The following is a 25,439-nucleotide window of genomic DNA, read 5'->3' as shown; positions in this document are numbered from 1 at the left end:
CTCCGTTGTATCGCCGCTCGTATCGCTTCCCTCTCAGGCGTCGCCTTCGGCCGTCGTCTCCCGCCAGTCCTCGAGTTCGTCCTCGTCGGCGTCGTCGATCCGGTGTTCGTAGTACGCCATTGGGTGAGGGATCTGTTCGCAGAGGTCGTCTTTGTTCACGCAGTCGCCGTAGGACTGCATCGTCGCACACGAGGGCGGGGAATACTCCGTCGGCGAGGTATCGCCGCGGATGTGATCCGTCTGGTACCGCGTCATCTCCTCGCCGAACGAGGAGTTCACCCGATAGAGGTCGACGATGTCGTCGGTCTCCATCCCGATGCTCGCCAGAAACGCCGTGATCGCAAACCGGGAGTGATGGGCCAGGTGTTCGCCCTTCTGAATTTGATCGAGCAGCGCCTTCATACACGGCGGGAACAGGTCTGGAACGACGGTATCGATCTCCCGAGTCAGGTCCAGTTCCGCGAGCACCTCGCGGACTTCTTCGGCTTCGTCCTCGAGTGCGTTCCCGATCGCGTCGGGGACGTCGAACGGGAGTCCGTCCTCGATCCGTTCACGCACGGCTTCACGCAGAAGCGTCAGTAACTCTCCCGCGTCGACCGGCACCTCGCCGTCCGCGAGCGGTCGGTTGACCAGCCGCCACTCGTCCTCCCAGAGGTCGCCGGCGAGGGGGAGGTACGTTCCCACGTCGACCCGGTAGCGCTCCTCGTCGACCGCCCGAACCGACTCCTCGAGGTCGAACTCGTCGAGGAGGTCCTCGAGGTCGAGTCCGGTCGTCTCGACGCTCTGTAACTCCGTCGTGTCCGCGAGGTCGTCCGTGAACCGGTCGAAGGCCGCTTCGGCTTCGGCGCGGGCGTACTTGCGCACGAGTATCGACTCGCCGCCGAGTGAGACGAGCACCCGGGCGACGGGATAGGAGAGCAGTTCCACGCGGTGATCCCGGTGGGGCTCGCCCGTCGTTCCCTCCTCGAGCGAGGCGACGACGCGCTCGCGGGCGCGCTCAACGACGTCCCGGTCCTGCTCGACGACGGTTGCCAGATCGACGGCCTCCGTGGCGACCGAATCGCGGGCTGCCTCGAGGAACGGGTATCGGGCGTGCAGTCGCTGCATCGATACAACGATTTCACTGGGAGGGGTTAAACGCGCTGGTTGTCGGTGCTCCCTCCGACCTTGCTCGTTCGCTCGTCGGGACCACCGCCGCGTCGATGCTCGATTTCAAGGCCGTCGGCCACGTCGGATGACGTATGCCACGGGTCACTCGAGACGGCGTGTCGATCTACTACGAGCGAGACGAGCGCGCGGACGGGACGGCGGGTGAACCGGTCGTCTTCGTGCAGGGACTGGGCTACGGGCGGTGGATGTGGCGCTGGCAGCGCGAGGCGCTCGCGTCCGAGTTCGACGTGATCGCACCCGACAACCGGGGGACCGGCCGATCGGACACCGGCCTCCCGCCGGGCGTTTCGAAACTGCCGCGGCGACTGCGCGCGCCCTTGCTTTCGACCCTCGGCAGCTACTCCATCGAGGGGATGGCCGCTGACCTCGAGGCCGTCCTCGAGGACGCCGGGATCTTCGACGCCCACATCGTCGGCGCGAGCATGGGCGGGATGATCGCCCAGCAGTACGCCGTCGACTACTCGCGGGCCGCCTCGCTCACGCTGTGTTGTACGAGCCACGGCGGACCGGACGCGGTTCCGATCCCCGAGGAGACCCGCGAGCACGTCTTCTCGACACCGAAGGGACTGTCCGAACGGGAGCGGCTTCGCCACCGGATGCGCCCGGCGTTCTCAGAGCGCTTTACCAACCGAAACCCGCATCTCGTGGATCGGATTATCGAGTGGCGTCTCGAGCAGGACGCCCCGGAACCGGCCGTCGAGGCACAGGCCGGGGCGGTCCGGAGCTTCGACATCGCGGATCGACTCGATCAAATCCGGGTGCCGACGCTCGTCGTCCACGGCACCGCGGATCGGGTTATCCCGGTCGAAAACGCCCGGCTACTCGAGACGAAGATCCCGGACGCGACCCTCGAGACGGTCGAGGGCGGCTCACACTGCGTTTTCATCGAAGCGAGCGACGCGGTGAACGATCACCTTCGATCGTTCCTTCGCGATCGACTTCGACCGAACGCCTCGGCGTGAGCCGTTACGGCGTCTCGAGTCGGATCCGACCGTCGAACTCCACGCACACCTCGTAGCCCTCGTAGGGGAACGTGACTCGATAGCCGTTCGTCTCGCCTCCGGTCCGCGTTCGAACGTGTTCGTAGAGCGCGTCGAGAGCCTCGGGATCGATGACGTCGTACAGCGGCGGTAACGAGGCAACGTCCGTTTTCGAGAGGGCCGCTACTGTCGCGACGAGGACTTCGCTCGGCCGTCCGCCGTCGATATCGACGACGTGTTTCGACGGAAAATCAGCAGGGTCGCCGGAGGAGACCATGTCCCTTCTAGGGGCTTCGCGAGGGTAACTTCTCCCCTTTTTGACACGACACAGACATGTCGTCCACTCTCGATCAGTCGCTCTGGATCCGCGGTGCGAGCATGTACGTGACCTGCCCGTTTCCGTCGCCGTAGCCGAAGAACATCTTGATCGGGAACTCCTCGCCGAGCGCGAGCGTCACTTCGGTGTCGGAGGGAATCGCCTTGTTCATGTCTTTCAGGTAATCGAGCGAGAACAGCGAGCGAGCCGGGCCGACCTGCAGGTCGATCAGATCGTCGCGCGTCAACTCGAGGTGGACGTCGTCGGTGTCCCCCTCCGCGTTGACGTAGAAGAACTCCTCGCTCTCGTCGACGCCGAGTGCGATGTGGTCCGAGACCATGTCGGCGGCTTTGACCGATCGGTTGAGGTCCTTGCCCTCGAGGACGACCTCCGCCGGCAGGTCGAGGTCCGGGATATCCGGCTCCTGTCGAATCGAGTCGGGGTCGATCAGCGCGAGGGTGTACTCGAGCCCGTCGATCTGGATGTGGAGTTTGCGCGTCTCCTCGTCGAGTTCGAACTGGACGAGCTGGCCGGATTCGGCCATGCCGGCGATGTCCTCGAGTCGCGAGAGATCGACGCCGATGACGCCGCCGTCGGCTTCGTAGGATTCGAACGCGGCCGCCTCGAGCGAGAGGTCGACCATCCCGACGTTGGCGGGATCGACGGCCCGAATCTCGAGGCCCTCCTCCTCGAGGTGGATCTTACATTCGTCGACCAGCACGCTGATCGAATCGAGCGTGCTGGTGAGCGTTTCCGCGCTCACGATGGCCTTGAACATATGCGACGGCTACGAACGGTCCGCATAAAAAGCCACCTTTTGCGGTCGACCGGAGCCGCTTCCGGTCTGCGTTCGGCGACATCTCGAGGCCCGTCATCCCCGCGGTGAGGGCGACCAGTGTCGGCGGTTTGGTTTGGGAAGTTTTAAGAAGACACTGCGGAGTAGTACTACCTGTCCGGTTGCAAAACCACGAGTAAACTACAATCATGATCGAAGCTCCACTCGAACTTGGACTCGCGCTGAACAGTTTCGCTGAGAACGCGGTTGTGTTGCAGGAACAGACCGCAAGTGGTGGCGGCGGCCCGATGATCGAACGAGGTGCGGCGGCGGCCCTCGGTATCGGTCTCGCAGCTATCGGCGCAGGGTATGCAGAGCGAGCGATCGGCGCGTCGGTCGTCGGTGCACTCGCCGAGGACTCCATCTCGCCCGGTATCGGCATTCTCCTGACGGTCCTTCCCGAGACGCTCGTGATCTTCGCACTGGTCGCGCTCTTCGTCGGACCTTAAAGCGTCTCCCTTCGAACCTTCTTACAATGAGTTTGGACACAGTCGTTGAGGACATTCGAGAAGAGGCTCACGCGCGTGCGGAGGATATCCGCTCACAGGGCGAAACGCGCGCCGAAGAGATCGAGTCCGCCGCCCGTGAAGACGCAGACGAGATCGTCGCCGACGCCGAAGACGAAGTCGAGCGCGAGATCGAGCAGTTGCGCGAACAGCGACTCTCCAGTGCGAAACTGGAGGCGAAACAAAAACGTCTGGAGGCACGCCGCGACGTGCTCACGGAAGTCCGTGCGTCCGTCGAAGACGAACTCGCCTCGCTCGAGGGCGACACCCGCGAGGAACTCACTCGCGAGCTCCTCGAGGCCGCGACGGTCGAGTTCGACGACGGCGACGACGTCTCCGTCTATGGTCGCGACTCCGACGAGGAACTGATCGAATCGATCCTCGAGGAGTACGACGACTACGAGTACGCCGGCGAGTACGACTGTCTCGGCGGCGTCGTCGTCGAGAGCGAGGCGTCCCGGCTTCGAGTCAACAACACGTTCGACTCCGTGCTCGAGGACGTCTGGGAAGACAACCTCCAGGAGATCAGTAACAGACTCTTCGAGCAATGAGCACAGGTGCCTCGAATCCGGAGTACGTAAACGCCCGTGTTCGCTCGCGCCGAGCGGCGATGTTGTCCGACGAGGACTACCGCAAGCTGATCCGGATGGGGCCGAGCGAGATCGCGCGGTTCATGGAAGAGACGGAGTACGAAACCGAGATCAACGCCCTCGGTACCCGCTTCTCCGGCGTCGATCTGATCGAGTACGCGTTGAACCGAAACCTCGCGAAGCACTTCGACGATCTGCTCGAGTGGTCCGAAGGTGAACTGTACGATCGCATCGTCCGATACCTCCGAAAGTTCGATGTCTGGAACCTGAAGACGATCGTTCGCGGGATCTACACCGAGAGCGATCCCGAGGAGATCCAGACCGACCTCATTCGCGCCGGCGAACTCGACGATGGCACGCTCGATCGACTGGTCGAAGTCGATTCGATAGAAGACGTCGTCGAGATCCTCGAGGGAACGATTTTCGCCGAACAGCTCGAGGACGCCTACGAGGACTACGAGGAGAGCGGGACGCTCGTTCCGATCGAGAACGCGCTCGATCGAGCGTTTTACGAGAACCTACTCGAGGACCTAGGTCGGCCCCGAGAGGGACCACAGGCGAAGTACGTCGAGTTCCTCGAGGCGGAAATCGACTTCCGAAACGCACGGAACGCGTTGCGTCTCGCGCGAAGCGGTGCGGATCTCGACCCCGCCGCGTACTTCATCGAAGGCGGGGTTCTGTTCGACGAATCCGACCTGAACCGACTGATCGACGACTACGACACGCTCGTCGACCACATCGCGGAGAACAAACGCTACGGCGACCGCCTGTCGGGGGCGCTGGATCAACTGCGCGACGCTGACAGCCTTATCCAGTTCGAGCACGCACTAGACGCCGCGTTGCTCGAGTACGCCGATACGCTCTCGAGCGTGTACCCGACCTCGATATCGCCGGTTCTGTCGTTCGTGCTCGCCAAAGAGCGCGAGGTCGATAACATCCGTGCCATCGCGCGCGGTCGCGAGGTCGGACTCGACGAGAACGAGATCGAAGAAGAGCTGGTGATCCTATGAGCCAGGAAATCGCAGTCGTCGGCAGCCCGGAGTTCACCACCGGCTTTCGCCTCGCTGGCGTCAGTCGGTTCGAGAACGTTCCGGACGACGAGAAAGACGAGCAGTTAGACGACGCAGCGACGGCGGCCCTCGAAGACGACGGCGTCGGTATCGTCGTCATGCACGACGACGACCTCGAGTACCTGTCGCGAAACGTTAGACAGGACGTCGAGACGAGCGTCGAGCCGGTCGTCGTCACGATCGGGAGCGGTACCGGTGGTGGCGGGCTGCGCGAACAGATCAAACGCGCGATCGGGATCGACCTGATGGACGAGGACGAAGACAGCTAAACTATGAGCCAGGCAGAACAAACCGAAACCGTCGACGAAGACGGTGTAATCGAAAGCGTGAGCGGTCCGGTCGTGACCGCCACGGACCTCGACGCCCGGATGAACGATGTCGTCTACGTCGGCGACGAAGGGCTGATGGGCGAGGTCATCGAGATCGAAGGGAACCTGACCACGATTCAGGTGTACGAAGAGACCTCCGGCGTCGGCCCCGGCGAACCCGTCGAGAACACGGGCGAGCCCCTCAGCGTCGACCTCGGACCGGGGATGCTCGACTCAATCTACGACGGCGTCCAGCGCCCGCTCGACGTTCTCGAGGACAAGATGGGGACGGCGTTTCTCGACCGCGGGGTCGACGCCCCCGGTATCGACCTCGAGAAAGAGTGGGAGTTCGAGCCCGAAGTCGCGGAAGGAGACGTCGTCGAGCCCGGCGACATCGTCGGTGTCGTCCCGGAGACGGTCACCATCGAGCACAAAGTGATGGTCCCGCCGGACTACGAGGGCGGGGAAGTCACCAGCGTCGAGAGCGGCGAGTTCTCCGTCGAGGAGACCATCGTCGAACTCGACAACGGCGAGGAGATCCAGATGCACCAGGAGTGGCCGGTCCGAGAGGCCCGCCCCGCTGGCGACAAGGAGACCCCGACCGAACCGCTCGTCACAGGACAGCGCGTACAGGACGGTCTCTTCCCGCTTGCGAAGGGCGGGACGGCCGCGATTCCCGGTCCCTTCGGTTCCGGGAAGACCGTCACCCAGCAGCAACTCGCCAAGTGGTCCGACGCGGATATCGTCGTCTACATCGGCTGTGGCGAGCGCGGCAACGAGATGACCGAGGTTATCGAGGACTTCCCGGAACTGCCGGACCCACAGACCGGGAACCCGCTGATGGCTCGGACGTGTCTCATTGCAAACACGTCGAATATGCCCGTCGCAGCGCGTGAATCCTGCATTTACACGGGAATCACGATCGCGGAGTACTACCGCGATATGGGCTACGACGTCGCGCTGATGGCCGACTCCACCTCGCGGTGGGCGGAGGCCATGCGAGAGATCTCGAGCCGACTCGAGGAGATGCCCGGCGAAGAGGGCTATCCCGCGTATCTCGCCGCGTCGCTCTCTGAGTTCTACGAGCGCGCCGGCAAGTTCCAGCTGATCAACGGCGACGAGGGATCGATTTCGGTCGTCGGGGCAGTCTCGCCGCCGGGCGGGGACTTCTCCGAGCCGGTTACCCAGAACACGCTCCGTATCGTCAAGACGTTCTGGGCGCTCGACGCAGACCTCGCGGAACGGCGGCACTTCCCGTCGATCGACTGGAACGAGTCGTACTCGCTGTACAAGGACCAGCTCGATCCGTGGTGGGAGGACAACATCGCGGGCGACTGGTCCGACGTGCGACAGTGGGCGGTCGACGTCCTCGACGAGGAAGACGAACTGCAGGAGATCGTCCAGCTCGTCGGCAAGGACGCGCTGCCAGAAGACCAGCAGCTGACCCTCGAGATCGCACGCTACCTGCGCGAGGCATGGCTGCAACAGAACGCGCTCCACGACGTCGACACCTACTGTGAGCCCGAGAAGACCTACCGAATGCTCACGGCGATCAAGACGTTCAACGACGAGGCGTTCGAAGCGCTCGAGGCGGGCGTTCCCGTCGACGAGATCCAGAACGTCGACGCCGCACCGCGGCTCAACCGCATGGGAACGGCCGAGGAGTGGAACGAATTCATCGACGAGATCGAAGACGACCTCAAAGAACAACTGCGAGCACTGTACTAACAATGAAAGAGTACCAGACTATCACGGAAATCAGCGGTCCGCTGGTGTTCGCCGAAGTCGACGAGCCGGTCGGATACGACGAGATCGTCGAGATCGAGACGCCACAGGGAGAGACCCTGCGCGGACAGGTGCTGGAATCGAGCGAGGGTATCGTCTCGATCCAGGTGTTCGAAGGCACTGGCGGGATCGACCGCAACGCCTCCGTTCGCTTCCTGGGCGAGACGATGAAGATGCCCGTCACCGAGGATCTGCTCGGACGGGTGTTAGACGGCTCCGGCAACCCGATCGACGGCGGCCCGGAAATCGTCCCCGACGACCGACACGACATCGTTGGCGAAGCGATCAACCCCTACTCGCGAGAGTACCCCGAAGAGTTCATCCAGACCGGCGTCTCTGCCATCGACGGCATGAACACGCTGGTTCGCGGCCAGAAGCTGCCGATCTTCTCCGGCTCGGGGCTGCCACACAACGAACTCGCGCTCCAGATCGCCCGACAGGCGACCGTTCCGGAAGAAGAAGACGGCGAGGACGACGACGGCTCCGAGTTCGCGGTCATCTTCGGCGCGATGGGTATCACCGCCGAAGAGGCAAACGAGTTCATGGACGACTTCGAGCGCACGGGCGCACTCGAGCGCTCGGTCGTCTTCATGAACCTTGCGGACGACCCTGCCGTCGAACGGCAGGTCACGCCGCGACTCGTCCTGACGACCGCCGAGTACCTCGCCTTCGAGAAGGATTACCACGTACTGGTCATCCTGACGGACATGACCAACTACTGTGAGGCGCTCCGAGAGATCGGCGCCGCACGCGAGGAGGTCCCGGGCCGACGTGGCTACCCCGGATACATGTACACCGACCTGGCCCAGCTCTACGAGCGGGCGGGTCGAATCGAAGGCCGCGACGGATCGGTCACCCAGATTCCGATCCTCACGATGCCCGGCGACGACGACACCCACCCGATCCCGGACCTGACCGGCTACATTACGGAAGGTCAGATCATGATGGATCGGAACCTGAATAGTCAGGGTATCGAGCCGCCGGTCAACGTTCTCCCAAGCCTCTCGCGACTGATGGACGACGGTATCGGCGAAGGGCTCACTCGAGAGGACCACGGCGACGTCTCCGACCAGATGTACGCCGCCTACGCGGAGGGTGAGGACCTGCGCGACCTTGTGAACATCGTCGGTCGCGAAGCGCTGTCCGAGCGGGACAACAAGTTCCTCGACTTCGCCGACCGCTTCGAAAAGGAGTTCGTCCAGCAGGGCTACGACACCAACCGCTCGATCGACGAGACGCTCGAGATCGGCTGGGACCTGCTGTCGATGCTGCCCAAAGACGCGCTCAACCGTATCGACGAGGACCTCATCGAAGAGCACTACCGCGAAGACGAAGCCGGCGAGGAAGCCGAAGCCGTTTCGGCCGACTGATCGTCGCGGATCGCCTGCATCCAGTTTTCGCTGTTTCGGTCGTCTGTTTTTGACTCAGCGACGCCTCGAGTGCCAGCCGACGCGGAACAGTGAACAGAGAAATGAATTAGATGCCGAACAGGGTCGATTCCTGTTGAAATAGAAAAATAAATCCAGCGCGTATACATCATATATTAGTAGTGTATAATTCAGTAGCCGCCCTTTGTATCGGCGTCATAGTTGGATTTGCGTTACTCATCTACGAGTTTGTCTTGACATCATATATTGAGGATCGCATCGATGAACGTGGTACAACCGTTTTACATATATTGGGTACAGGTGGCGGATCAGGAGTGATGATCTGGCTCACGGACACCTACCTCTCGTCGTTCGTGTATGGACTCGTCGGACTCGTACTCGTGGTTGTCACAGTTACACTCGCCCGCCGTCTGACCGAGTACCGCTGACCGCGGCTCACCCTCGAGTTGACGGCCGTTTGTCTCATCGCGAACATTCTATGTTGCTTGGTGATTATTCCGAGTCGGTGAGCAGATTCGAGAGAACCATCTGACCGAAAAAACTGTATTTATCGATGGTGATATTGGTATGTATGCACAAACCACTGCTCGTCACGGAGTTCCTCGACAGGGCGCGAACGCACTACGGCGACGAGGAGGCGGTCGTCGCAACGACGGGGGAACGGTTCACGTACGACGAACTCGGCGATCGGGCCGACCGATTCGCGGCGGCGCTTCAGGAGCGAGGCATCGAAAAGGGCGATCGGGTGGCCGTACTGGATCCGAACACCCACTACCACCTCGAGGCGGCCTACGGGATCATGCAAGCGGGCGCGATCCACACGCCGTTGAATTACCGGCTCACGCCGAACGATTTCGAGTACATCCTCTCGGACGCGGGCGTCGACGCGATCTACGCCGACTACGAGTACGCAGACGGGATCGAGGCGGTGCGCGACGTGGTGCCGACTGAGACGTTCATCACGAACGACGCCGACGCCGTCGAGGGGGACTGGGAGAGCTTCGACCAAGTGCTCGAATCGGCGGGCACCGAGTACGACCGGCCGGAGATGGCCGAAGACGAGATCATCACGATCAACTACACGTCGGGGACGACGGGCGATCCGAAGGGAGTCTGTCGAACCCATCGCTGCGAGACGATTCACGCCTACCTGCTGGTGGCCCACCAGGAGATCACCGACGACGACGTCTACCTGTGGACCCTGCCGATGTTCCACGCCAACGGCTGGGGCCACATCTTCGCCGTGACCGGGATCGGCGCGAAACACGTCTGCACGCGGGGTGTCGACGCCGGTGGCATCTTTGACGCGGTTCGAGACGAGAACGTCTCCTACATGTGCGGCGCGCCGACCGTATTGAACATGCTGGTCGACTACTACGGCGAGCACGAACCCGAGACGACCGGCGACGCGCCGGTGCGACTCGCGACCGCAGGGAGCGCACCACCCGAGGCCACGATCCGGACCGTTGAGGAGGAGTTCGGCTGGTACTTGAAACACGTCTACGGGGCGACCGAGACGGGCCCGCTCATCACCACCTCCGACGCGAGTCGGCACTTCGAGGCCGACAGCGACGACCGGTTCCGGATCAAGAAACGCCAGGGTCTGGCCTACCTCGGCACCGAGATCCGGGTTGTCGACGAGGACGGGGAAGACGTTCCCCGCGACGACGAGACGCTCGGCGAGGTCGTCGTCCGGGGCAACCAGATCATGGAGAAGTACTGGAACAAGCCCGAGGCGACCGAGGAGGCCTTCTCCGATCGAATCGAGGGCTACTATCACACGGGCGATCTCGCGACTATCGACGAGCACGGCATGATCGCGATTCGCGATCGGAAAAAAGACATTATCATCTCCGGCGGCGAGAACATCTCGAGCATCGAACTCGAGGACGCGCTGTTCGACCACCCCGACGTGTCGGACGTGGCGGTAATCCCGGCACCGAGCGAGGAGTGGGGCGAGACGCCGAAGGCGTTCGTGGTTCCCGAGAGTGGCGATCCCGGCGACCCGGGGGTCACGACGGAGGAACTACTCGAGTTCACGAAAGAGCACCTGGCTGGCTACAAGGCGGTTCGGCGGACGGAGTTCGTCGAGCAGTTACCGACGACGGCGACCGGAAAGGTACAGAAGTACGAACTTCGCCAGGACGAGTGGGAAGACCAGGATCGAATGGTGGGACAGGGGTAGCTATCGCCACCGGTCGTCGCTGTCGGAGTCGTCCACGGATCGTCCCCACGGGTCGTCGTCTTCGGCCCGGTCCCACCCGGACTCGGCGTCGTGTTCGTCGCGCTTTCCCCCGTCGTCGGGTCGACCACCAGTTCGGTTCGAGGACGCCTGTCCGTAGCGTTGGCTGCCTTGCTCTCGAGCGCGCCGTTCCGCCTCGCTTCGATCGACGACCGTCGGGTCCGACGTTTCGCTGTCGATCCCGACCCAGAGTGCGATCGTGATGGCGACGCCGACGAGCACAAACGCGCCAAAGACGAGTACACCGAACATTGGTACTGTCTTTCTCGCGGTGTGAGCACAAATGTTTTGTTACGTTACACGAAAGAGAGAATATGAAAGACGATCAGGGCTGTCCGAAGTGCGATCACACGGAGACGGAAATCGACGAGATATCGACGACGGGCACGGGCTTATCGAAGTTCTTCGACATACAGAACCGAAAGTTCATGGTCATCAGCTGTACCAACTGCGGCTATTCCGAACTGTACAGGGGCCAGTCGTCGGGCGATATGGTCGACCTATTTTTGGGCTGATCGGGCCTCGAACGCCTAGCCGTCGATGTCGTTTGCGATATCGGAGAGGCTGGACTTTGGCGGCTCCGATGCGTCGTAAAACGTCGTTTCGCCGGGTCCACGAATCCCGTAGGCGAACTCGGGTTCGATGACGTCGATCAGCACCGACCCCCCGTCTCGTCTGGTGTGCTCGTCGCACCACTCGGGCAAGATGTCGGTTCCGGCCCGCGGGTCGCGAGCGCCGTCTGCCGTCTCGTAGACGCCTTCGATCGTGAGTTCGTCGCCGGTGAGCGCTCGCTCGACTCGAGCGAACCGCTCCGTTCCCTCGAGCGTGATCCGGACGAGTTCGTCGATCGCGAAGGCGTCGCGTTCCTCGCCGGGAATCTCCAGTCTGACTCCCGTCGTCGTCTCAGAAAGCGTCGCTCTGACGGTTCGAATCGACGGGTGGTCACTCGAAAGTCGATCTGCCATAACTGAGTTGCTGTCGTTACTCGTCCTCGGCGAGCAGCTCCTCGACGTCGGTTTCGCCGGATTCGACGATCGTCGCGTTGATCTGTGCGACGGCGTCGGAAACCTCGCGCCCGCGGACCGTGATACGGCGTCGCTCGCCGTCCCGTTCGGGATGGTAGCCCGTCTGTTTTTCTTCCATCAGCACTTCCTGCAGGTCCGCTCCCGCGACGGTCTCGTTGAGCGGTCGACCCGCGTCGTCCGAGCCGCCGGTGATCTCGAGGGTGTAGCCGTCCAGGCCGACGGCGGAGCCGTCGACTTCGTCGCCGATCGATTTACCGAGGAATCGATTCGCGTCCTGTCCGTCCGCCTCGAGTTGGTGTGCGAGCCCGGAGTCCGGGTCGCCGACAACGACAGTGAAACTTGCCATGCCCGAGGGAAAACGGTCTGCAGTCAAAAATACGTCGAATCCAGACCGGGCGAGTTCGGTGCGATCGCTGACGCGACCGCGGTGCTCTGTTCGCAATCGATCGTCTCTCGTCGCCCCCTCTCGCACTGTTCGATCGATTCACGGGTGCATTCAAGTTCGTCGCGCACCTCATCGCATCCGTGGCCATCGAACCGGAATCGCTCGAGCGGCGATTGCGCGAGGCGTTCGGCGGGTCCGCCGGGGCGGCCAGGGTGGTCGCCCGCCAGGCCGTCGACCTCGACGATTCCGGTCGGTACAGCGCCGATCTGGCCTGCGAGCTGACGAACGACGTGGTCGTCGACGAGCTTTCGGACGCGCCCGACGGGACCGCGCCAGCGCGCTGGAACTGGTGGATCGGCTCGCTCGAGGTCGCGTTCGGCGGCTACGAGCGGTTCGAGGTCAGTCGCTACCGGCGGTAACGAGAACGCGGTTCGGCGGAAGCGAAACCTCTTTGAACGGATTTGACTAACTAGTCAGTTAGTGACCGATCCGGACGTTCGCGAAGCGATCATGACCGCGACCTACGAGGCGTTGTGTACCCACGGGTACACCGATCTGACCGCACAGGACATCGCTGATCGAACTGACAAGAGCAAGTCGCTCCTGTTCTACCACTACGACTCCAAGGAGGACCTCGTCGCCGATTTCATCGACTACCTCTTAGAGCGCCACGACGATCACGTCGAGGCGGCCGCGAACGAGCCGCCGGTCGAGCGGCTTGCGACGTTCCTCGATCTGTTCCTGTACGGTCCCGACGACACCGACCAGACGTCGTTTCACACGGCGATGCTCGAGTTGCGGGCCCAGGCACCGTACAACGACACCTATCGCGAGCAGTTCCAAAAGAGCGACCGACGACTGCAGGCCACGCTCGAGACTATCCTCGAAGACGGCATCGAGTCCGGCGCGTTCGTCGACCACGATTTCGAAGCCGTCGCGACGCTGCTGGTTACGCTCGTCAACGGCGCGCGCATCCGAGAGATAACCTTCGAGGACGACGACTACCTCGAGACCCTCAAAGCGACGGCCGTCGACAGGGTGATCGACGATATTCTCGCCGACGGCGTCGAACTGCCGACGGACCCACGCACTGACGGCCCGTTCGAACCCAACGAGAAACTGGGGGCGGGAGCCGACTCGAGAGCAGAAACTACAAACGGGTTGGACGAAGAACATGACCGTAGCTCGCATGACGACGAATCTGCGAGTTCGGACGATCCCGCCGACGACCACGATGAACGTACCCAGTGACCGGTTCCGACGCCGTCTCGAACGCCGCTCTTGGCAGCCAGTCGGCCGGTCAGGGTCCGTCGCCGCGGGCGCCATGGCGGATACGACGATGTCTGCCGGTGATCGACCATGACTGAACGCACCTCTACGCCCGCCCGAGAACCGATCGCCGACCGACTCGATCGAACGCTCCCCGCGCTCTCCCCGGAGGTCCGATCGATCGCGTTCGACGCGCTCGAACCCGTCGATCGGTCGTTTCCGGTCGCTCTGTGTCGAGCGAGCGCCGGAGCCGTCTCGAGCGACGGCCCGAGCGCGCGAACGCTCGAGTCGATCGCGCTCGTCATCGAACCGCTTCAGGGCTACGTTCGACTCCGAAACGACCTGCTCGCGGCGGATCGGTACGAAAGCGCTGCCGAACGTGACGCGGCTATCCTCGCGGGCGATTACCTCCACGCGTTCGCCCACGCCTCGATCGGCGACGCCTCGCCGACCGACGGCAGTCGGCTCGAACTGTTCCGCGTGCTCACGAGCGCCTCGAACGCACTGGCGAGTGCCTACGCGACATCCGAGAGCGATTCGGGATCGGACACGACGCCGGTATCGGAACCATCGCGGACGACCCGGCCGGGCCAGTCGACCGGCGACGCGCCGACCGCGATACTCGCGGGTGCCGCCGCCGAATTCGGTGTGACGGCGGCCGGCGCAACCGAAACAGTTCGTAAATCCGCTCGCGCCTACGGCGCGTCGCTCTCGCGGGCCCTTTCGATTGCCGAACGCGGGTCGGTCGACGCCCGAGACGAATCACCGCGAGGGGCCGCGACTCGAGTTCTTTCAGCCCGATCGTTCGACGATGACACCGACGAACCGCCGCTGTCGGCGAGCGAGAACGCGCTCGACGGACCGGTCGGCAACCGAGACGGCTCGCTCGAGGCAGGTGATCGCTCGGCCATCCTCGAGCGCGAACTCGAGTCCGCCCGTAGCGCCCTCGAGACGATCGAGACGGTCGATTCATGCGATCGTGCCGGCGGACCACACCGGTCCGGACTCAAAGCCCGGGCGCGCCTCGAGCGGGCCACGCGCGTTCCGTTCGAAAACTTGCTCGCCGCCGATGAGTGACGCCGCCCGCCCCCGCTTGCCGGCGTACGTCTTTTCCGCGTTCGTCGCGGGCGCCGGGCACTGGTATCTCGGGAAGTGGCGTCGCGGACTCGCCTGGTTCGGTCTGTACGCGCTGGCGCTCGCCTTCCTGAGCGCCCGCACCGTCGCCGGTGCATTCGATCCGAGCGATCCGTTCGTCGTGACGGCCCTGCAATTCGAGTCGGTCGCCTACACCGACGTGGCCGTTCCGCTTGCGGTTTTGCTCGTCTGTCTACTCGATCTCTATCTCATCGGCGTCGCGACGGACGCGGGCGAACCGATGGACGAAAACCCCTCGAACCGGTAGGACCGCCAGATGGAACTCGAGTTTCGCGGCGGTGCCGGCGAAGTCGGTCGAAGCGCGCTCGTAATCGACGGGACGCTGGTGGTCGATTTCGGCATGGATTCGGGGAACCCGCCGTCGTTTCCCGTCGGTGATGTCGATCCCGAAGCGGTCGTCGTGAGCCACGGCCACCTCGATCACGTCGGGTCGCTGCCCTCGCTGCTCGCGGGCGACGCGCGACCGGAGATCCACTGGACGCCGCCGACTCGAGACCTCGCGATGGTACTCGCTCGAGACACGCTGAAGCTCCACGGCGTCTCCTCGAACGGGCCGACCCGGCGCGGCGGGAGCTACGACTGTCCGTTCACCGAGGCCGAGCTCGCGCGGGTGAGTCAGGTGTCCGAAACCCACGGCTACCGCGAGATCTTCGAGGTCGCCGGCTACGAGGTCACGTTCTTCGACGCGGGACACATCGTCGGCAGCGCGCACGTGCTCGTCGACGACGGGGATACCAGGCTCCTCTACACGGGCGACCTCCAGACCGAAGACCAGCAACTGGTCGCCGGCACGACCGCGCGACCGGACGCCGACGTGGTCGTCTGTGAGAGCACCTACTCCGACACGTCGCGACCGCCGCGCGAGTCGATCGAAACGTCGCTCGTCGAGAGCATCGAGCGGACCGTCTGGGACGGCGGCACCGTCGTCGTCCCCGCGTTCGCGATCGGCCGGACGCAGGAACTGCTCTGTCTCTGCGAGCGACACGACCTCGAGTGTTACGTCGACGGCATGGGAAAGCGCGTGACGGAGCTGTTCCTGCGGGATCGAAACCGCGAGTTCCTCCGCGATCCGGACCTGTTGCGCCGGGCGAAGGGCAACGCTCGGTTCGTCACCGGCAGGGACGGCCAGCGAAAGCGAATCGCCGAGCAGAACACCGTGATCGTCACCACGAGCGGGATGCTCCATGGCGGTCCCGCGATGACCTACGTCCCGGCGGTTCGAGACCACCCGACGAACAAGATCACACTGACGGGTTATCAGGTCGAGGGGACCCCGGGACGGGACCTCCTCGAGACTGGCAGCGCCGAGATCGACGGCCGGATGATGCCGGTCAGCGCCCAGACCGAAGCCTACGACCTGTCGGCGCACGCGGATCGAGACGGACTGCGTTCGTTTCTCGAGTCCTACCGCGAGACGGAAATTCTCGCGGTTCACGGCGACCGGTGTGGGGCGTTCGCGGCCGAGTTAGCCGACGACGGGTTCGACGCGAGCGCACCCTCGGTTGGCGAGACGTGGACGAGTGCGGATTGACGATTCGTTTCGGCGGTCGGCTCGTCGAACGAGAGCCGACTCGAATAATGCTCGACTCGGGTCTCCGTTCGTTTCGGCGGCACGTATCGCCGGTTTTGCGCGCTCAAAAGCCAAACGCTTAGTCGCTTTGCTCGTTTGACCCAACCAATGAACGATTCCGACCCCTCCGCGGAGGCGGGGACGACACGGGAGGCGGAGATGACTCAGGAGCAGGATACGGGACCGCCCGACGAGGTGGATGCGGTCCGTGATGCGGTCGAGCGGTCCAGAAGCGGGGCACCGGCGGTCGGCGCGGTCGTTCGAGATCGGTTTTCTTCCGACGAAGTGTTCCAGCGGATCGTGGCCGCCGCCGACGAGGAGATCACCTCCGGAAGTCGCGAACTGCTGTTTAGCAGCATCGCCGCCGGGCTGGCGATCTCGATTACGGTGTTGCTCTACTCGTCGCTGTACGGTTCGACCGACGGACACCCAATCTTGAGCGCGCTGTTGTACCCGCTCGGGTTCATCTACATCATCATCGGCGGCTACCAGCTTTACACCGAGAACACGCTTCCGCCCGTCGCGCTCACGCTCGAGCGACTGGCCAGCGTCCCGGCGTTGCTTCGCCACTGGCTGATCGTCATCATCGGTAACTTCATCGGCGGGACGATCGGTGCGGCGGTCCTCGCGTGGGGCGGTGTCTTCTCACCCGAAGCGGAGGAAGCGGCGGTCTACCTCGGCACCCACGGCGCGGAGACGCCGTGGTTCGATCTCTTCTTCAAGGCCGCCTTCGCCGGGCTCATCGTCGCCGGCGTCGTCTGGGTCGCCTTCGCTTCACGCGATACGATTTCCCGGCTCGTCGTCGTCTACCTCGCGTTTCTCGCGATCCCGCTTGGGAACCTCTTTCACGTGGTCACCTCCTTCACCGAACTGGCCTACGTCGTCTTCGTCGGCGAATATCCGTTACTTCCGGGACTGACGGGATTCGTCCTCCCGGTGTTGCTCGGCAACACCATCGGCGGCGTCGTATTGGTAACCATCGTTAACTACTATCAAACGAGTGAGGAGCGCCTCGAGTCCGCACGCTTCGGCGGGGCGGATTCGCGTCTCACCCCGACCGAGTGGCTGTTGGGCGGCATCGCCGGTCGCTCGTTCGTGCCCCTGATCGACACCGTCGAGGAGACCGCAGCGGACCCCGATACGTTCCGCATTCTCGTTCCGATCGCCAATCCGCGAACCGAGTCGGCGCTCGTCAACTTCGCGAGCACGCTCGCCAGCCAGAAGGAGTCGGCGGTCGTCCACGTCGTCCACATCGTCCAGCTTCCCGACCAGACGATCGCTGGCTACAGCATGGACCAGCGCCAACAGATCATCGACGAGTCCGACAGCCAACTCGAGGGGATCCGCGAGACGGTCGAGAGCTACAACGTCGGCGTCGAGACGTCGACGGTCGTCACCTACCGCTCGTTCGAGGAGATCTTCAGGACCGCAGAGCGAAAGCACACCGACCTCGTCGTGATGAACTGGGAGGTAAACGACCTGTGGGACGCCGCCAGAGCCGAACGACCGCTCGGCGAACTGACCCAGCAGCTTCCCTGTGATTTCCTGGTCCTTCGGGAACGTGATCTCGACGCCTCGAGAATCGTGCTTCCGACCGCCGGTGGCCCGGACTCCGATCTGAGTGCCGAGGTCGTCAAACTGCTCCGGTCGGGGACCGGGTCGGAGATAACGCTCTTGCACATCGTCGACGGACCGGACGAGCGCGAGGCGGGCGAGCAGTTCCTAGAGGAGTGGGCCGCTGAACACGGGCTGGAAGACGTCACGCTCGAGGTCGACGACTCCGGGGATGTCGAGGACGCGATCTGTCGAGCCGTCGAGGACAACACGATGCTCGTCATCGGCGCGACCGAGCGCGGGCTTCTCTCGCGACTCGTATCGGGCTCGTTGCACCTCGATATCATCGAGGACATCGACAAGTCGATCGTCCTCGCCGAACGGCCGACCAAGCGGAGTCTCTACGAGCGACTGTTCGGGCGTCGCTAACTCGGCCGGCCAGTGCCGATCCGATCGCACCGTTTGACTGACCCGCCGATCCGATCGCACCGAGTTGGGTCGGCCCGGCAGTCAATCCACCTCTCCCGTCTGTAACTTTTTGCCGCTACCCCCCGTCAGAGGGGTATCATGGACGATCCAGAGACACCGCCGACCGGCGGAGCCGACGACCTCGAGCTGACCGACGCGGAACTCGAGGCGCTTCACAATCTCCAGTTGGGGATCGAGCACGTCCACCGGGCCTACGGGTCGCTGCTTGCGTTTCACCACCAGCTCGGACACGCGATGGATCGAATGGCGGACGCGGAGTCACGACTTCGAGACGCAGATCACGACGCGTGGGCCGACGAACTCCGGGACCAGCATCTCCCGGCGGGCGCGGTCAGCGACCAGTGGACGTTCGAACTCGTCGAGGAGTTCTCCGAGGTCTTCCTCGAGGAACTCGACCGGTTCGAGGGCGAGGTGCGAGACGAGTTAGCCGACGGCCTCGATCACGTGACCGAACGTCGACAGAAGCGCCGTGTTCGCGACCGGGCGGCGAACGGACGCTCGAGTGGCGACGATTCGGACGAGTGAGCCGACGGAAGTGAGAAGCGTTTTCGTCCGTGCCGTGATACGTCGGTGCATGACCGACCGGTACGACGCGATCGTCCTCGGCGTCGGCGAGATGGGCGCCGCGACAGTCGCGCACCTCGCCGAACGGGGGGCGACCGTCCTCGGCCTCGAGCGCGACGACGTTCCGCGCGGAGACGGTGCCGCAGGGACGCGTCTCATCCGCCGAGCGTACGATGAGGGCCCCGCGTACGTTTCCCTGCGTCGGCGAGCCGACGAACTCTGGACCGACCTCGAGGCGGGCCACGACCGGCGGCTCAGCTACGAGACCGGGTCGATCGAGGCCGGACCCGCGGGAAGCGATCGTCTCGAGAAATCGCGCCGGACCTACGAGGAACACGGCCTCGAGTACGAAATGCTCTCGAGTGGGCCCCTCTCCGATCGCTATCCGGGCTTTCAGCTCCCGGAGGCGTACGAGGCGGTGTATCGACCCGACGGCGGCTTTCTCGCTTCCCAGCGGTGTATCGTCGCCCACGTCGAGCGCGCACACGACGCAGGGGCGACGATTCGGGCTCGAGAGCGCGTCGTCGGCTGGCAGTCGACGGGAGACGGCGGCGTCACCGTCGACACGGACCACGCGAGGTACGAGGCGGACAATCTCGTCGTCACGGCCGGCGCGTGGACCGCACAGTTCGTCGACGAACTCGAGGGAATCGTCGTTCCCGACCGGCAGGTGGTGGCGCGGCTCCAGCCCGAGGTACCAGCGTATTTCGAACCCGGAGCACACCCGGTCTGGACGCTGCAGGTTCCCGAGGGTCTATTCTACGGGTTTCCCGTCCACGACGTCCCCGGGTTCGAGTTCGGTCGGTGCAATCGTCGAGAGACCGCCGACTCACCTCGCGCGTTCGAACGCGAACCGACGCAGGCGGACGAGCGTCTCCTCCGGGAGTTCGCCGAGGAATACTTCCCGGACGGCGCGGGGCCGACGATGGGCCTGCAGACGCGTCCGTCCGCGAACACGCCGGACGGCGATTTCGTCCTTGATACGCTCGCCGACCACCCACAGGTCGCTGTCGGCGCCGGTTTTTCGGGTCACGGGGCCACGTTCGCGACCGCGGTCGGCGAGGTACTCGCGGACCTCGCGCTCGAGGGCGAAACCGAACACGATATCGAGCCGTTTTCGCTGGATCGGTTCTGAGCGGTTCAGTCGCCGGCCGATCTCCCCTTTTCATCCGTGTCTGTGCGGTTGTTCGTATACTCTGTATCTATTGCGGCTCTGCATCCGCGTACGCCGCGGGCTCGAGCGAGCGAGATGGCGTCGCGAGCCATTGCGCGGGTCGACCGGGGGCGAGCAGATCAGCGATGCGAACCGATCGGCCGTCGCCGACGCGAACCGTCGCTTCGATTCGGACGACGGTTTCGGGTCCAACGTCAGAATCGGCTGCTGCGGGCGCTTCTCGTGGCTCGAGCCCGACGCCGGTAACGCGGGTCTCGATGGCGTCCGCCTCGCCGAACCCGTACGCCCGAATCTCGGCCTCGAGTTCTGCTTCGACGGCCGTAATCGAGTGCGTCGCGTCTGTCAGCATCGATCGCACGGACCGAAACGCTTGCGTCAGTGCGACGTGTGCCCGCCGAGAATCGCCGCCGTCGCCGTCGACGACGAACGTACGGACCAGCCCGCCGTGGTACCCCTCGCGGCCGCGCGGCGAGGCGACGACGGTGATCGGTTCGCCCGCGCGGAGCAGACCGTCGCTCACTCCGGCACTGTCGGTGCTCGCCCTGACCCTGTCATCGCCTCTCCCGGTACCGTTGTCGCTCGTTTCGAGTGCGTCGTTTCGCATCCCACCAGTAACCCGCGTCCGTCCGTCGGGAAGCGATCCCGCCGCCACGATTGCCTCGTCGACCGCAATTCGAAGTTGCTCGTCCGTTAGCCGCGTTTCGCCGGCGAGCAGCGCCCCTTCGTCGTCGCTGTCGGATTCGGCGAGCACCGTCGCCGCCCGCTTTACGCCGGCTGCGGTCGCCTGTTGGGCCTGTTCGATCAGTTCGTGCTCGAGATCTGTTTTCGAACGTCGGGAGCGAGTCAGGATGTCACTCGAGGCGAGTGTGAACCCTGTCTGCTCGAGATAGAGCGCGGCGTCGTGGGGGATCGTCGCCGGCGCGAGAACGGGTCCGGAGACCCCATCGTCCGCGAGTCGAGTCGCAAGTTCGTCGGCCGGATGCCGTGGCCAGTCTTCGGGGACGCCGCGCCAACTGACGTGGTGCCATTGCGTGCCGTCGAACGCCACGGCGTGGGTCGTATCGAACGAACCGGTTGTCGGATCGTTTTCGAACGAATCGGCCGCTGGAGCGCTCTCGCTCGAATCGATTGCCCGCAAACAGTACCGAACTGCCGGGTCGCGGGACGGCCCGGCGTGGACGAACGCCGCGGCGTCTCTCGAGGACAGCGTCGACGCGACGCGTGCGGTCGGGGACACGCGCTCGCTCACGGCGCTTCCGCTTCGACCTCGAGTTCGGCTTCCTCGGCGTCAGGATTCTGGGCCTGTTCGACAAGTTCCTCGAGGGGCGTGTCGGTCAGGCGATTGTTGAGCAACACGTCGACCGGAAGCGTCGGCGCGCCGTCGACGAGGTTCTCGAGTAAGACCAGCCGTTCTCGAGCGCGGGACATGCCGACGTAGAAGACCCGGCGTTCGTTGTCGGTGAGGACGGGGACCGGGGAGGTCGTCTTGGTGAACTCCTCGCAGCCGGGGATGTCCGTGATTCCCTTGGACTCGCTCTCGAGGTCGGCGGTCGATCGGTCCTCGATGGTCGCGACCATCTGTTCGACGACCTTCTCGGTGAGGTCCGTGCCGACGACGACGTGGTCGGCTTCGCGACCCTTCGCGGAGTGGATCGTTCCCACGCGGACGCGGTCGGTCGGCATCTTCTGGTAGCTGCCGATCGCGAAGTAGGCTTTGACGCTCTTTTTCTGGAAGTTCGTCACCTTTCGGAGCATGTCCGAGGCGGATTCGGGCCCGGGCATAAACGGCGTGTGGTCGGCGACGACCTCGGCCGGAATCATGAGTTCCTCGAGATCGTCGATGCCGGCTTCCTCCTGGCGATCGTCGATCGTATCGAAGAGGTCGTCACGCTCGTTGGTTCCGAACGCGGAGTCCTGGAGCATGTCGGCGAGCCGACGGGCCTGCAGTCCGGTGACATCTTCGCCGCTATCGATCGCCTCGACCGCGCGTACGTACTGGGTGAGACGGTCGGTCCACATCCGCTGGTCGGTCAGCGAGGTGAAGGGAACACCCTCGGTGATGAACTCGTCGATGAACTGGAACATCTGATACCGGGCCCGGAACAGGATCATTATCGTCCCCTCGCCTTCGACCAGCGTCTGGCGGACGAGTCTGACGACGTCGAGCATCGAGGCGTTGCGCTTGGCCTCGACGGCGCCGCCTTCCTTGCGTGGTTTGAGGTCCTTGTCCTGGCGCTTCTCGATGTGTCTGATCTCCTGGTTGACCGCGTTGAGTACGTTCGACGGCAATCGGTAGGAGTTCGGGAGGATAATGTCGTCGTCGACTTCCTCCTCGAGCAGCAAGGCTGGATCCGCGCCCTGCCAGGAGTAGACGACCTGGTCATCGTCGCCGGCGATCAGGACCTGATCGACGTGGGGTTTCCACTCCTGGTAGACGTCGTACTGCAGCGTGGTGATGTCCTGGAACTCGTCTATCACCAGGTAGTCGACGTTCGGGACGAGCGAGCGCTGTCTGACCCGCTCTAGCATGTCCGCGAAGCCGATCTTCTCTTCGGAGCCCTTGTAGTTTCGCCAGGCGCGGATCGCCTCCGGCACGTCGATCCGGTCGTCGTCCGAGGGCCACGTCGGGGTGTACTTGTTCCCCTCCTGGGCGTTCGGATCGATCTCCGGGGGGAGCCGAACCTCTTCGACATCCCACTGGAAGGGGACGTCGTACCAGTCGACGACCTCCCGGCGGGTCCGCTGGAGCCACTGGCTCGTCGCGATGATCTTGTTACCGATCGTCGTCGATCGGGCGGTCCGTCTGCCGGCACCGCTGTATTCGTCTTCGAACTCGATGCCGTAGTCCTCGCAGAACTCCTCTTTGTCGGATTCGCCGATTACGTCGCCGCGAGAGAGATCGAGCAGATCGTAGGCCTTGGCGTGCATCGTACAGACGTTTCCTTGCAGGGCTCGCGGACTCTCGTCGAGTCGGTCAGCGAGCCGTTCGCGGACCTCCTGTGCGGCTGCTCGCGTGTACGAAACGACGAGGATGTCTCTGAAGGTCACGTCGTCGTCCTCGAGGATTTCTTCAACGTGGTCGAGAAGGGCGGTCGTCTTCCCGCTTCCCGGGCCGCCGAACAACCGGGTAACCGTCGTCTCCGTGGTAGCCATTGTACCGGTACAAGGGCGCGAGACGCATAAGTCACGTGGATTGTCGCCGATCGAATCCCTCTCTGGCGGAGGGTTTTGGATACGTCAGGCAGTTCGCGTCGAGCGGGCGGCTCTGATTTCGGCTCCGTCTCGGACTTTGTCGGGACAGCGGGGGCAGACTCGCGGCTCGTCGACTCCCTGCGGGGTGAACACTTTCGCGTACCGCTCCGTGACGAACGAATCGCAGTTCTGGCAGGTGGGCATCGTCGTTTCGAGATCGGTTCCTCTCGTATTTAATCATTACTACTAACATATATAAGACAAAAATAAGCGCGCTGAACCGCTGTGAGTAGAACCCGGCGGCCGGGCCAAAACCGAACGTTCCGATCGTAATTGCCCCTCTCGCTGATCGGGCACGAACGTACAGCGGGACGACAATAGAGTCCGTCTGACGATGCTTCTCTCGAGTCACCGCTCGCGACGAACACGCGACGGGTCGATTCGCGGCGTCTGTTCCCGAAATCGACCCGAGAAACCTCGATTTTCTCGGTGGCAGAAGTTATCGGTGTGGCGTCCAGCCGCAGACAGTACAGTTCGTCGCGGCCGTATCGTGTACGCCGCCACACTCCGGACACTGTTTCTTGTTATACGTCCGTTCCCAGCCGGCGTCTGTGACATCGTGACCGCGTTCTGCGAGGAATTGATCGAACACGTCGTCGGCACCACTGGGTGAGGTTGCCATAGTCATGGTATGGCACACCAGAGTATTAAATCAATTGGTTGGCCCACTTCGTCGCCGCGAAAGAAACAAAATCGGCTTCTAACGGCCGCTTCCGTCGGATATGGTCGGTACATTCGACGTGTTCGGCCACGGACCCTCGCCCTTTTGTTCACCATCGCCCTATCGATTGGTATGAGCGATCTTCGCCTCGACGCGACGCAACTCGAGCGGTACTCGAGACACGTGATCATGGACGAGGTCGGTCCTGAGGGCCAACAGCGGCTGCTCGAGGGATCCGTGCTGGTCGTCGGCGCCGGCGGGTTGGGCTCGCCGGCGATACAGTACCTCGCCGCGGCGGGTGTCGGTCGCGTCGGGATCGTCGACGACGACGTCGTCGAGCGCTCGAACTTGCAGCGCCAGATCGTCCACGCCGACGGCGACGTTGGAACTCCGAAAGTCGAGAGCGCGGCCTCGTACGTCAGGGCACTGAATCCCGATATCGACGTTGAGACCTACGAAACGCGACTCACCAGCGAAACGATTGCGGGTATCGCGGGGGACTACGACATCGTCCTAGACGCGAGCGACAACTTCGCCACACGATACCTGTTGAACGATTACTGCGCACTGACCGGGACGGCACTCTCTCACGGCGCGATATATCGATTCGAGGGCCAGATCACGACGTTCACGAACGGTAGTCTCGCGGCCGAAGACGAGTCAAACCGGGAGCGGCCGTGTTACCGGTGTCTGTTCCCCGAAGCGCCCGAACCCGGCACCGTCCCGGACTGTGCGACCACCGGGGTGCTGGGAGTTCTCCCCGGAACCGTCGGCTGCGTGCAGGCGACCGAGGTCGTCAAGTACCTGCTGGGGACGGGCGACTTGCTCAAGGGGCGACTCCTCATGTACGACGCGATGGACATGTCCTTCGAGACGATCGAGATTCGACGGAATCCGGACTGCCCGGTTTGTGGCGACTCGAGTGCGATCGATTCCGTCGGCGAGGTCAGCTACGACGGCACGTGTCAACTCTCACAGGCGGAGTGATTTCGGTCGAGACCTCGGTAAACACCTGCACCCACATTTCGGGCTGCTATCGGCCGCTTTTTGCACTCGAATAATAAACCTACAGCAAACAGAACTTCAGTTAATTCAGAAGGTTCAAAAACTCTGACTGTTGAGTGAACGGATATGGTACAATCCGATGACAC

General features: G+C 63.5%; 28 protein-coding genes. 18 read left to right on the top strand and 10 right to left on the bottom strand.

Going from position 1 to position 25,439, the window contains the following annotated elements; translation table 11 throughout:
• Positions 1-33: 33 nt before the first annotated feature.
• Positions 34-1,107: a DNA primase regulatory subunit PriL gene (priL, locus tag EL22_RS07010; protein WP_050050829.1), complete on the bottom strand. Its 1,074-nt coding sequence runs from the start codon at positions 1,105-1,107 to the stop codon at positions 34-36.
• Positions 1,108-1,241: 134 nt separating this feature from the next.
• On the opposite strand from priL, the gene EL22_RS07005 reads away from it, so the two are divergent.
• The gene (locus tag EL22_RS07005; protein WP_050050828.1) at positions 1,242-2,132 is read left to right on the top strand and encodes an alpha/beta fold hydrolase; all 891 of its coding nucleotides are present in this window, start codon (positions 1,242-1,244) and stop codon (positions 2,130-2,132) included.
• Between the two features lie 4 nt (positions 2,133-2,136).
• On the opposite strand, the gene EL22_RS07000 is transcribed toward EL22_RS07005, so the two are convergent.
• Positions 2,137-2,427 carry a HalOD1 output domain-containing protein gene (locus EL22_RS07000; protein ID WP_050050827.1) on the bottom strand — a complete coding sequence of 97 codons (291 nt, stop codon included), beginning with the start codon at positions 2,425-2,427 and terminating at the stop codon, positions 2,137-2,139.
• A 73-nt stretch (positions 2,428-2,500) separates the two neighbouring features.
• Positions 2,501-3,244 carry a DNA polymerase sliding clamp gene (locus tag EL22_RS06995; RefSeq protein WP_050050826.1) on the bottom strand — a complete coding sequence of 248 codons (744 nt, stop codon included), beginning with the start codon at positions 3,242-3,244 and terminating at the stop codon, positions 2,501-2,503.
• Positions 3,245-3,450: 206 nt separating this feature from the next.
• Between EL22_RS06995 and EL22_RS06990 the strand changes: the two genes are divergently transcribed.
• The 7 genes from EL22_RS06990 (at position 3,451) to EL22_RS06960 (ending at position 11,133) form a co-directional block, all read left to right on the top strand.
• Entirely contained in the window at positions 3,451-3,750 is a 300-nt protein-coding gene (locus tag EL22_RS06990; protein ID WP_050050825.1) for an ATP synthase subunit K, read from the top strand.
• A gap of 26 nt (positions 3,751-3,776) precedes the next feature.
• Entirely contained in the window at positions 3,777-4,358 is a 582-nt protein-coding gene (locus tag EL22_RS06985) for a V-type ATP synthase subunit E (protein ID WP_050050824.1), read from the top strand.
• On the top strand, positions 4,355-5,407 hold the full coding sequence (locus EL22_RS06980; protein WP_050050823.1) for a V-type ATP synthase subunit C: 1,053 nt from the start codon (positions 4,355-4,357) through the stop codon (positions 5,405-5,407). The genes EL22_RS06985 and EL22_RS06980 overlap by 4 nt, the downstream gene beginning before the upstream one ends.
• The gene (locus tag EL22_RS06975; RefSeq protein ID WP_050050822.1) at positions 5,404-5,736 is read left to right on the top strand and encodes a V-type ATP synthase subunit F; all 333 of its coding nucleotides are present in this window, start codon (positions 5,404-5,406) and stop codon (positions 5,734-5,736) included. The genes EL22_RS06980 and EL22_RS06975 overlap by 4 nt, the downstream gene beginning before the upstream one ends.
• A 3-nt stretch (positions 5,737-5,739) precedes the next feature.
• A complete protein-coding gene (locus EL22_RS06970; protein WP_050050821.1) occupies positions 5,740-7,503 on the top strand; it encodes an ATP synthase subunit A in 1,764 nt (587 codons plus the stop codon).
• A 2-nt stretch (positions 7,504-7,505) separates the two neighbouring features.
• Positions 7,506-8,930, top strand: coding sequence for an ATP synthase subunit B (locus EL22_RS06965; protein WP_050050820.1), 1,425 nt, complete (start codon positions 7,506-7,508; stop codon positions 8,928-8,930).
• 589 nt (positions 8,931-9,519) lie between these two features.
• On the top strand, positions 9,520-11,133 hold the full coding sequence (locus EL22_RS06960) for a long-chain-fatty-acid--CoA ligase (protein WP_050050819.1): 1,614 nt from the start codon (positions 9,520-9,522) through the stop codon (positions 11,131-11,133).
• Here EL22_RS06960 and EL22_RS06955 read toward each other — a convergent pair whose 3' ends face one another.
• The gene (locus EL22_RS06955; protein WP_050050818.1) at positions 11,134-11,442 is read right to left on the bottom strand and encodes a hypothetical protein; all 309 of its coding nucleotides are present in this window, start codon (positions 11,440-11,442) and stop codon (positions 11,134-11,136) included.
• Between the two features lie 62 nt (positions 11,443-11,504).
• On the opposite strand from EL22_RS06955, the gene EL22_RS06950 reads away from it, so the two are divergent.
• Complete coding sequence (locus EL22_RS06950; protein ID WP_050050817.1) at positions 11,505-11,705, top strand: zinc ribbon domain-containing protein; 201 nt, start codon at positions 11,505-11,507, stop codon at positions 11,703-11,705.
• A gap of 15 nt (positions 11,706-11,720) precedes the next feature.
• On the opposite strand, the gene EL22_RS06945 is transcribed toward EL22_RS06950, so the two are convergent.
• Positions 11,721-12,155: a hypothetical protein gene (locus EL22_RS06945; protein WP_050050816.1), complete on the bottom strand. Its 435-nt coding sequence runs from the start codon at positions 12,153-12,155 to the stop codon at positions 11,721-11,723.
• 16 nt (positions 12,156-12,171) lie between these two features.
• Positions 12,172-12,561, bottom strand: coding sequence for a 30S ribosomal protein S6e (locus tag EL22_RS06940; RefSeq protein ID WP_050050857.1), 390 nt, complete (start codon positions 12,559-12,561; stop codon positions 12,172-12,174).
• 179 nt (positions 12,562-12,740) lie between these two features.
• On the opposite strand from EL22_RS06940, the gene EL22_RS06935 reads away from it, so the two are divergent.
• The 8 genes from EL22_RS06935 (at position 12,741) to solA (ending at position 20,336) form a co-directional block, all read left to right on the top strand.
• Entirely contained in the window at positions 12,741-13,019 is a 279-nt protein-coding gene (locus EL22_RS06935) for a hypothetical protein (protein ID WP_050050815.1), read from the top strand.
• 61 nt (positions 13,020-13,080) lie between these two features.
• A complete protein-coding gene (locus EL22_RS06930) occupies positions 13,081-13,851 on the top strand; it encodes a TetR/AcrR family transcriptional regulator (protein WP_050050814.1) in 771 nt (256 codons plus the stop codon).
• A gap of 108 nt (positions 13,852-13,959) precedes the next feature.
• A complete protein-coding gene (locus tag EL22_RS06925) occupies positions 13,960-14,946 on the top strand; it encodes a hypothetical protein (RefSeq protein ID WP_050050813.1) in 987 nt (328 codons plus the stop codon).
• The gene (locus EL22_RS06920; protein WP_050050812.1) at positions 14,939-15,271 is read left to right on the top strand and encodes a hypothetical protein; all 333 of its coding nucleotides are present in this window, start codon (positions 14,939-14,941) and stop codon (positions 15,269-15,271) included. Before EL22_RS06925 ends, EL22_RS06920 begins: the two co-directional genes overlap by 8 nt.
• A 9-nt stretch (positions 15,272-15,280) precedes the next feature.
• Complete coding sequence (locus EL22_RS06915; protein WP_050050811.1) at positions 15,281-16,555, top strand: MBL fold metallo-hydrolase; 1,275 nt, start codon at positions 15,281-15,283, stop codon at positions 16,553-16,555.
• A gap of 147 nt (positions 16,556-16,702) precedes the next feature.
• The gene (locus EL22_RS06910; RefSeq protein ID WP_050050810.1) at positions 16,703-18,577 is read left to right on the top strand and encodes a formate/nitrite transporter family protein; all 1,875 of its coding nucleotides are present in this window, start codon (positions 16,703-16,705) and stop codon (positions 18,575-18,577) included.
• 138 nt (positions 18,578-18,715) lie between these two features.
• Complete coding sequence (locus tag EL22_RS06905) at positions 18,716-19,162, top strand: hypothetical protein (RefSeq protein WP_050050809.1); 447 nt, start codon at positions 18,716-18,718, stop codon at positions 19,160-19,162.
• A gap of 49 nt (positions 19,163-19,211) precedes the next feature.
• Positions 19,212-20,336 (top strand): N-methyl-L-tryptophan oxidase, encoded by a 1,125-nt coding sequence (gene solA / locus EL22_RS06900; RefSeq protein ID WP_050050808.1) that lies wholly within the window; start codon positions 19,212-19,214, stop codon positions 20,334-20,336.
• 67 nt (positions 20,337-20,403) lie between these two features.
• Here the strand turns inward: solA and EL22_RS06895 are convergent, their stop codons facing one another.
• The 4 genes from EL22_RS06895 to EL22_RS06885 all read right to left on the bottom strand — a co-directional run bounded on the left by EL22_RS06895 (position 20,404) and on the right by EL22_RS06885 (position 24,249).
• Positions 20,404-21,624 (bottom strand): M24 family metallopeptidase, encoded by a 1,221-nt coding sequence (locus EL22_RS06895; RefSeq protein ID WP_050050807.1) that lies wholly within the window; start codon positions 21,622-21,624, stop codon positions 20,404-20,406.
• On the bottom strand, positions 21,621-23,528 hold the full coding sequence (locus EL22_RS06890) for a UvrD-helicase domain-containing protein (RefSeq protein ID WP_050050806.1): 1,908 nt from the start codon (positions 23,526-23,528) through the stop codon (positions 21,621-21,623). The genes EL22_RS06895 and EL22_RS06890 overlap by 4 nt, the downstream gene beginning before the upstream one ends.
• Positions 23,529-23,612: 84 nt before the next feature.
• On the bottom strand, positions 23,613-23,771 hold the full coding sequence (locus EL22_RS17960) for a hypothetical protein (RefSeq protein WP_197075864.1): 159 nt from the start codon (positions 23,769-23,771) through the stop codon (positions 23,613-23,615).
• A gap of 295 nt (positions 23,772-24,066) precedes the next feature.
• Positions 24,067-24,249, bottom strand: coding sequence for an HVO_0416 family zinc finger protein (locus EL22_RS06885; protein ID WP_050050805.1), 183 nt, complete (start codon positions 24,247-24,249; stop codon positions 24,067-24,069).
• A 171-nt stretch (positions 24,250-24,420) separates the two neighbouring features.
• Between EL22_RS06885 and EL22_RS06880 the strand changes: the two genes are divergently transcribed.
• Positions 24,421-25,275 (top strand): molybdopterin-synthase adenylyltransferase MoeB, encoded by an 855-nt coding sequence (locus EL22_RS06880; protein ID WP_050050804.1) that lies wholly within the window; start codon positions 24,421-24,423, stop codon positions 25,273-25,275.
• Positions 25,276-25,439: the final 164 nt, after the last annotated feature.

Origin of the sequence: Halostagnicola sp. A56 (assembly GCF_000691505.1) — an archaeon.
Taxonomy (GTDB): Archaea; Halobacteriota; Halobacteria; order Halobacteriales; family Natrialbaceae; genus Halostagnicola.
This window is presented reverse-complemented; position numbering and strand designations above follow the sequence as displayed.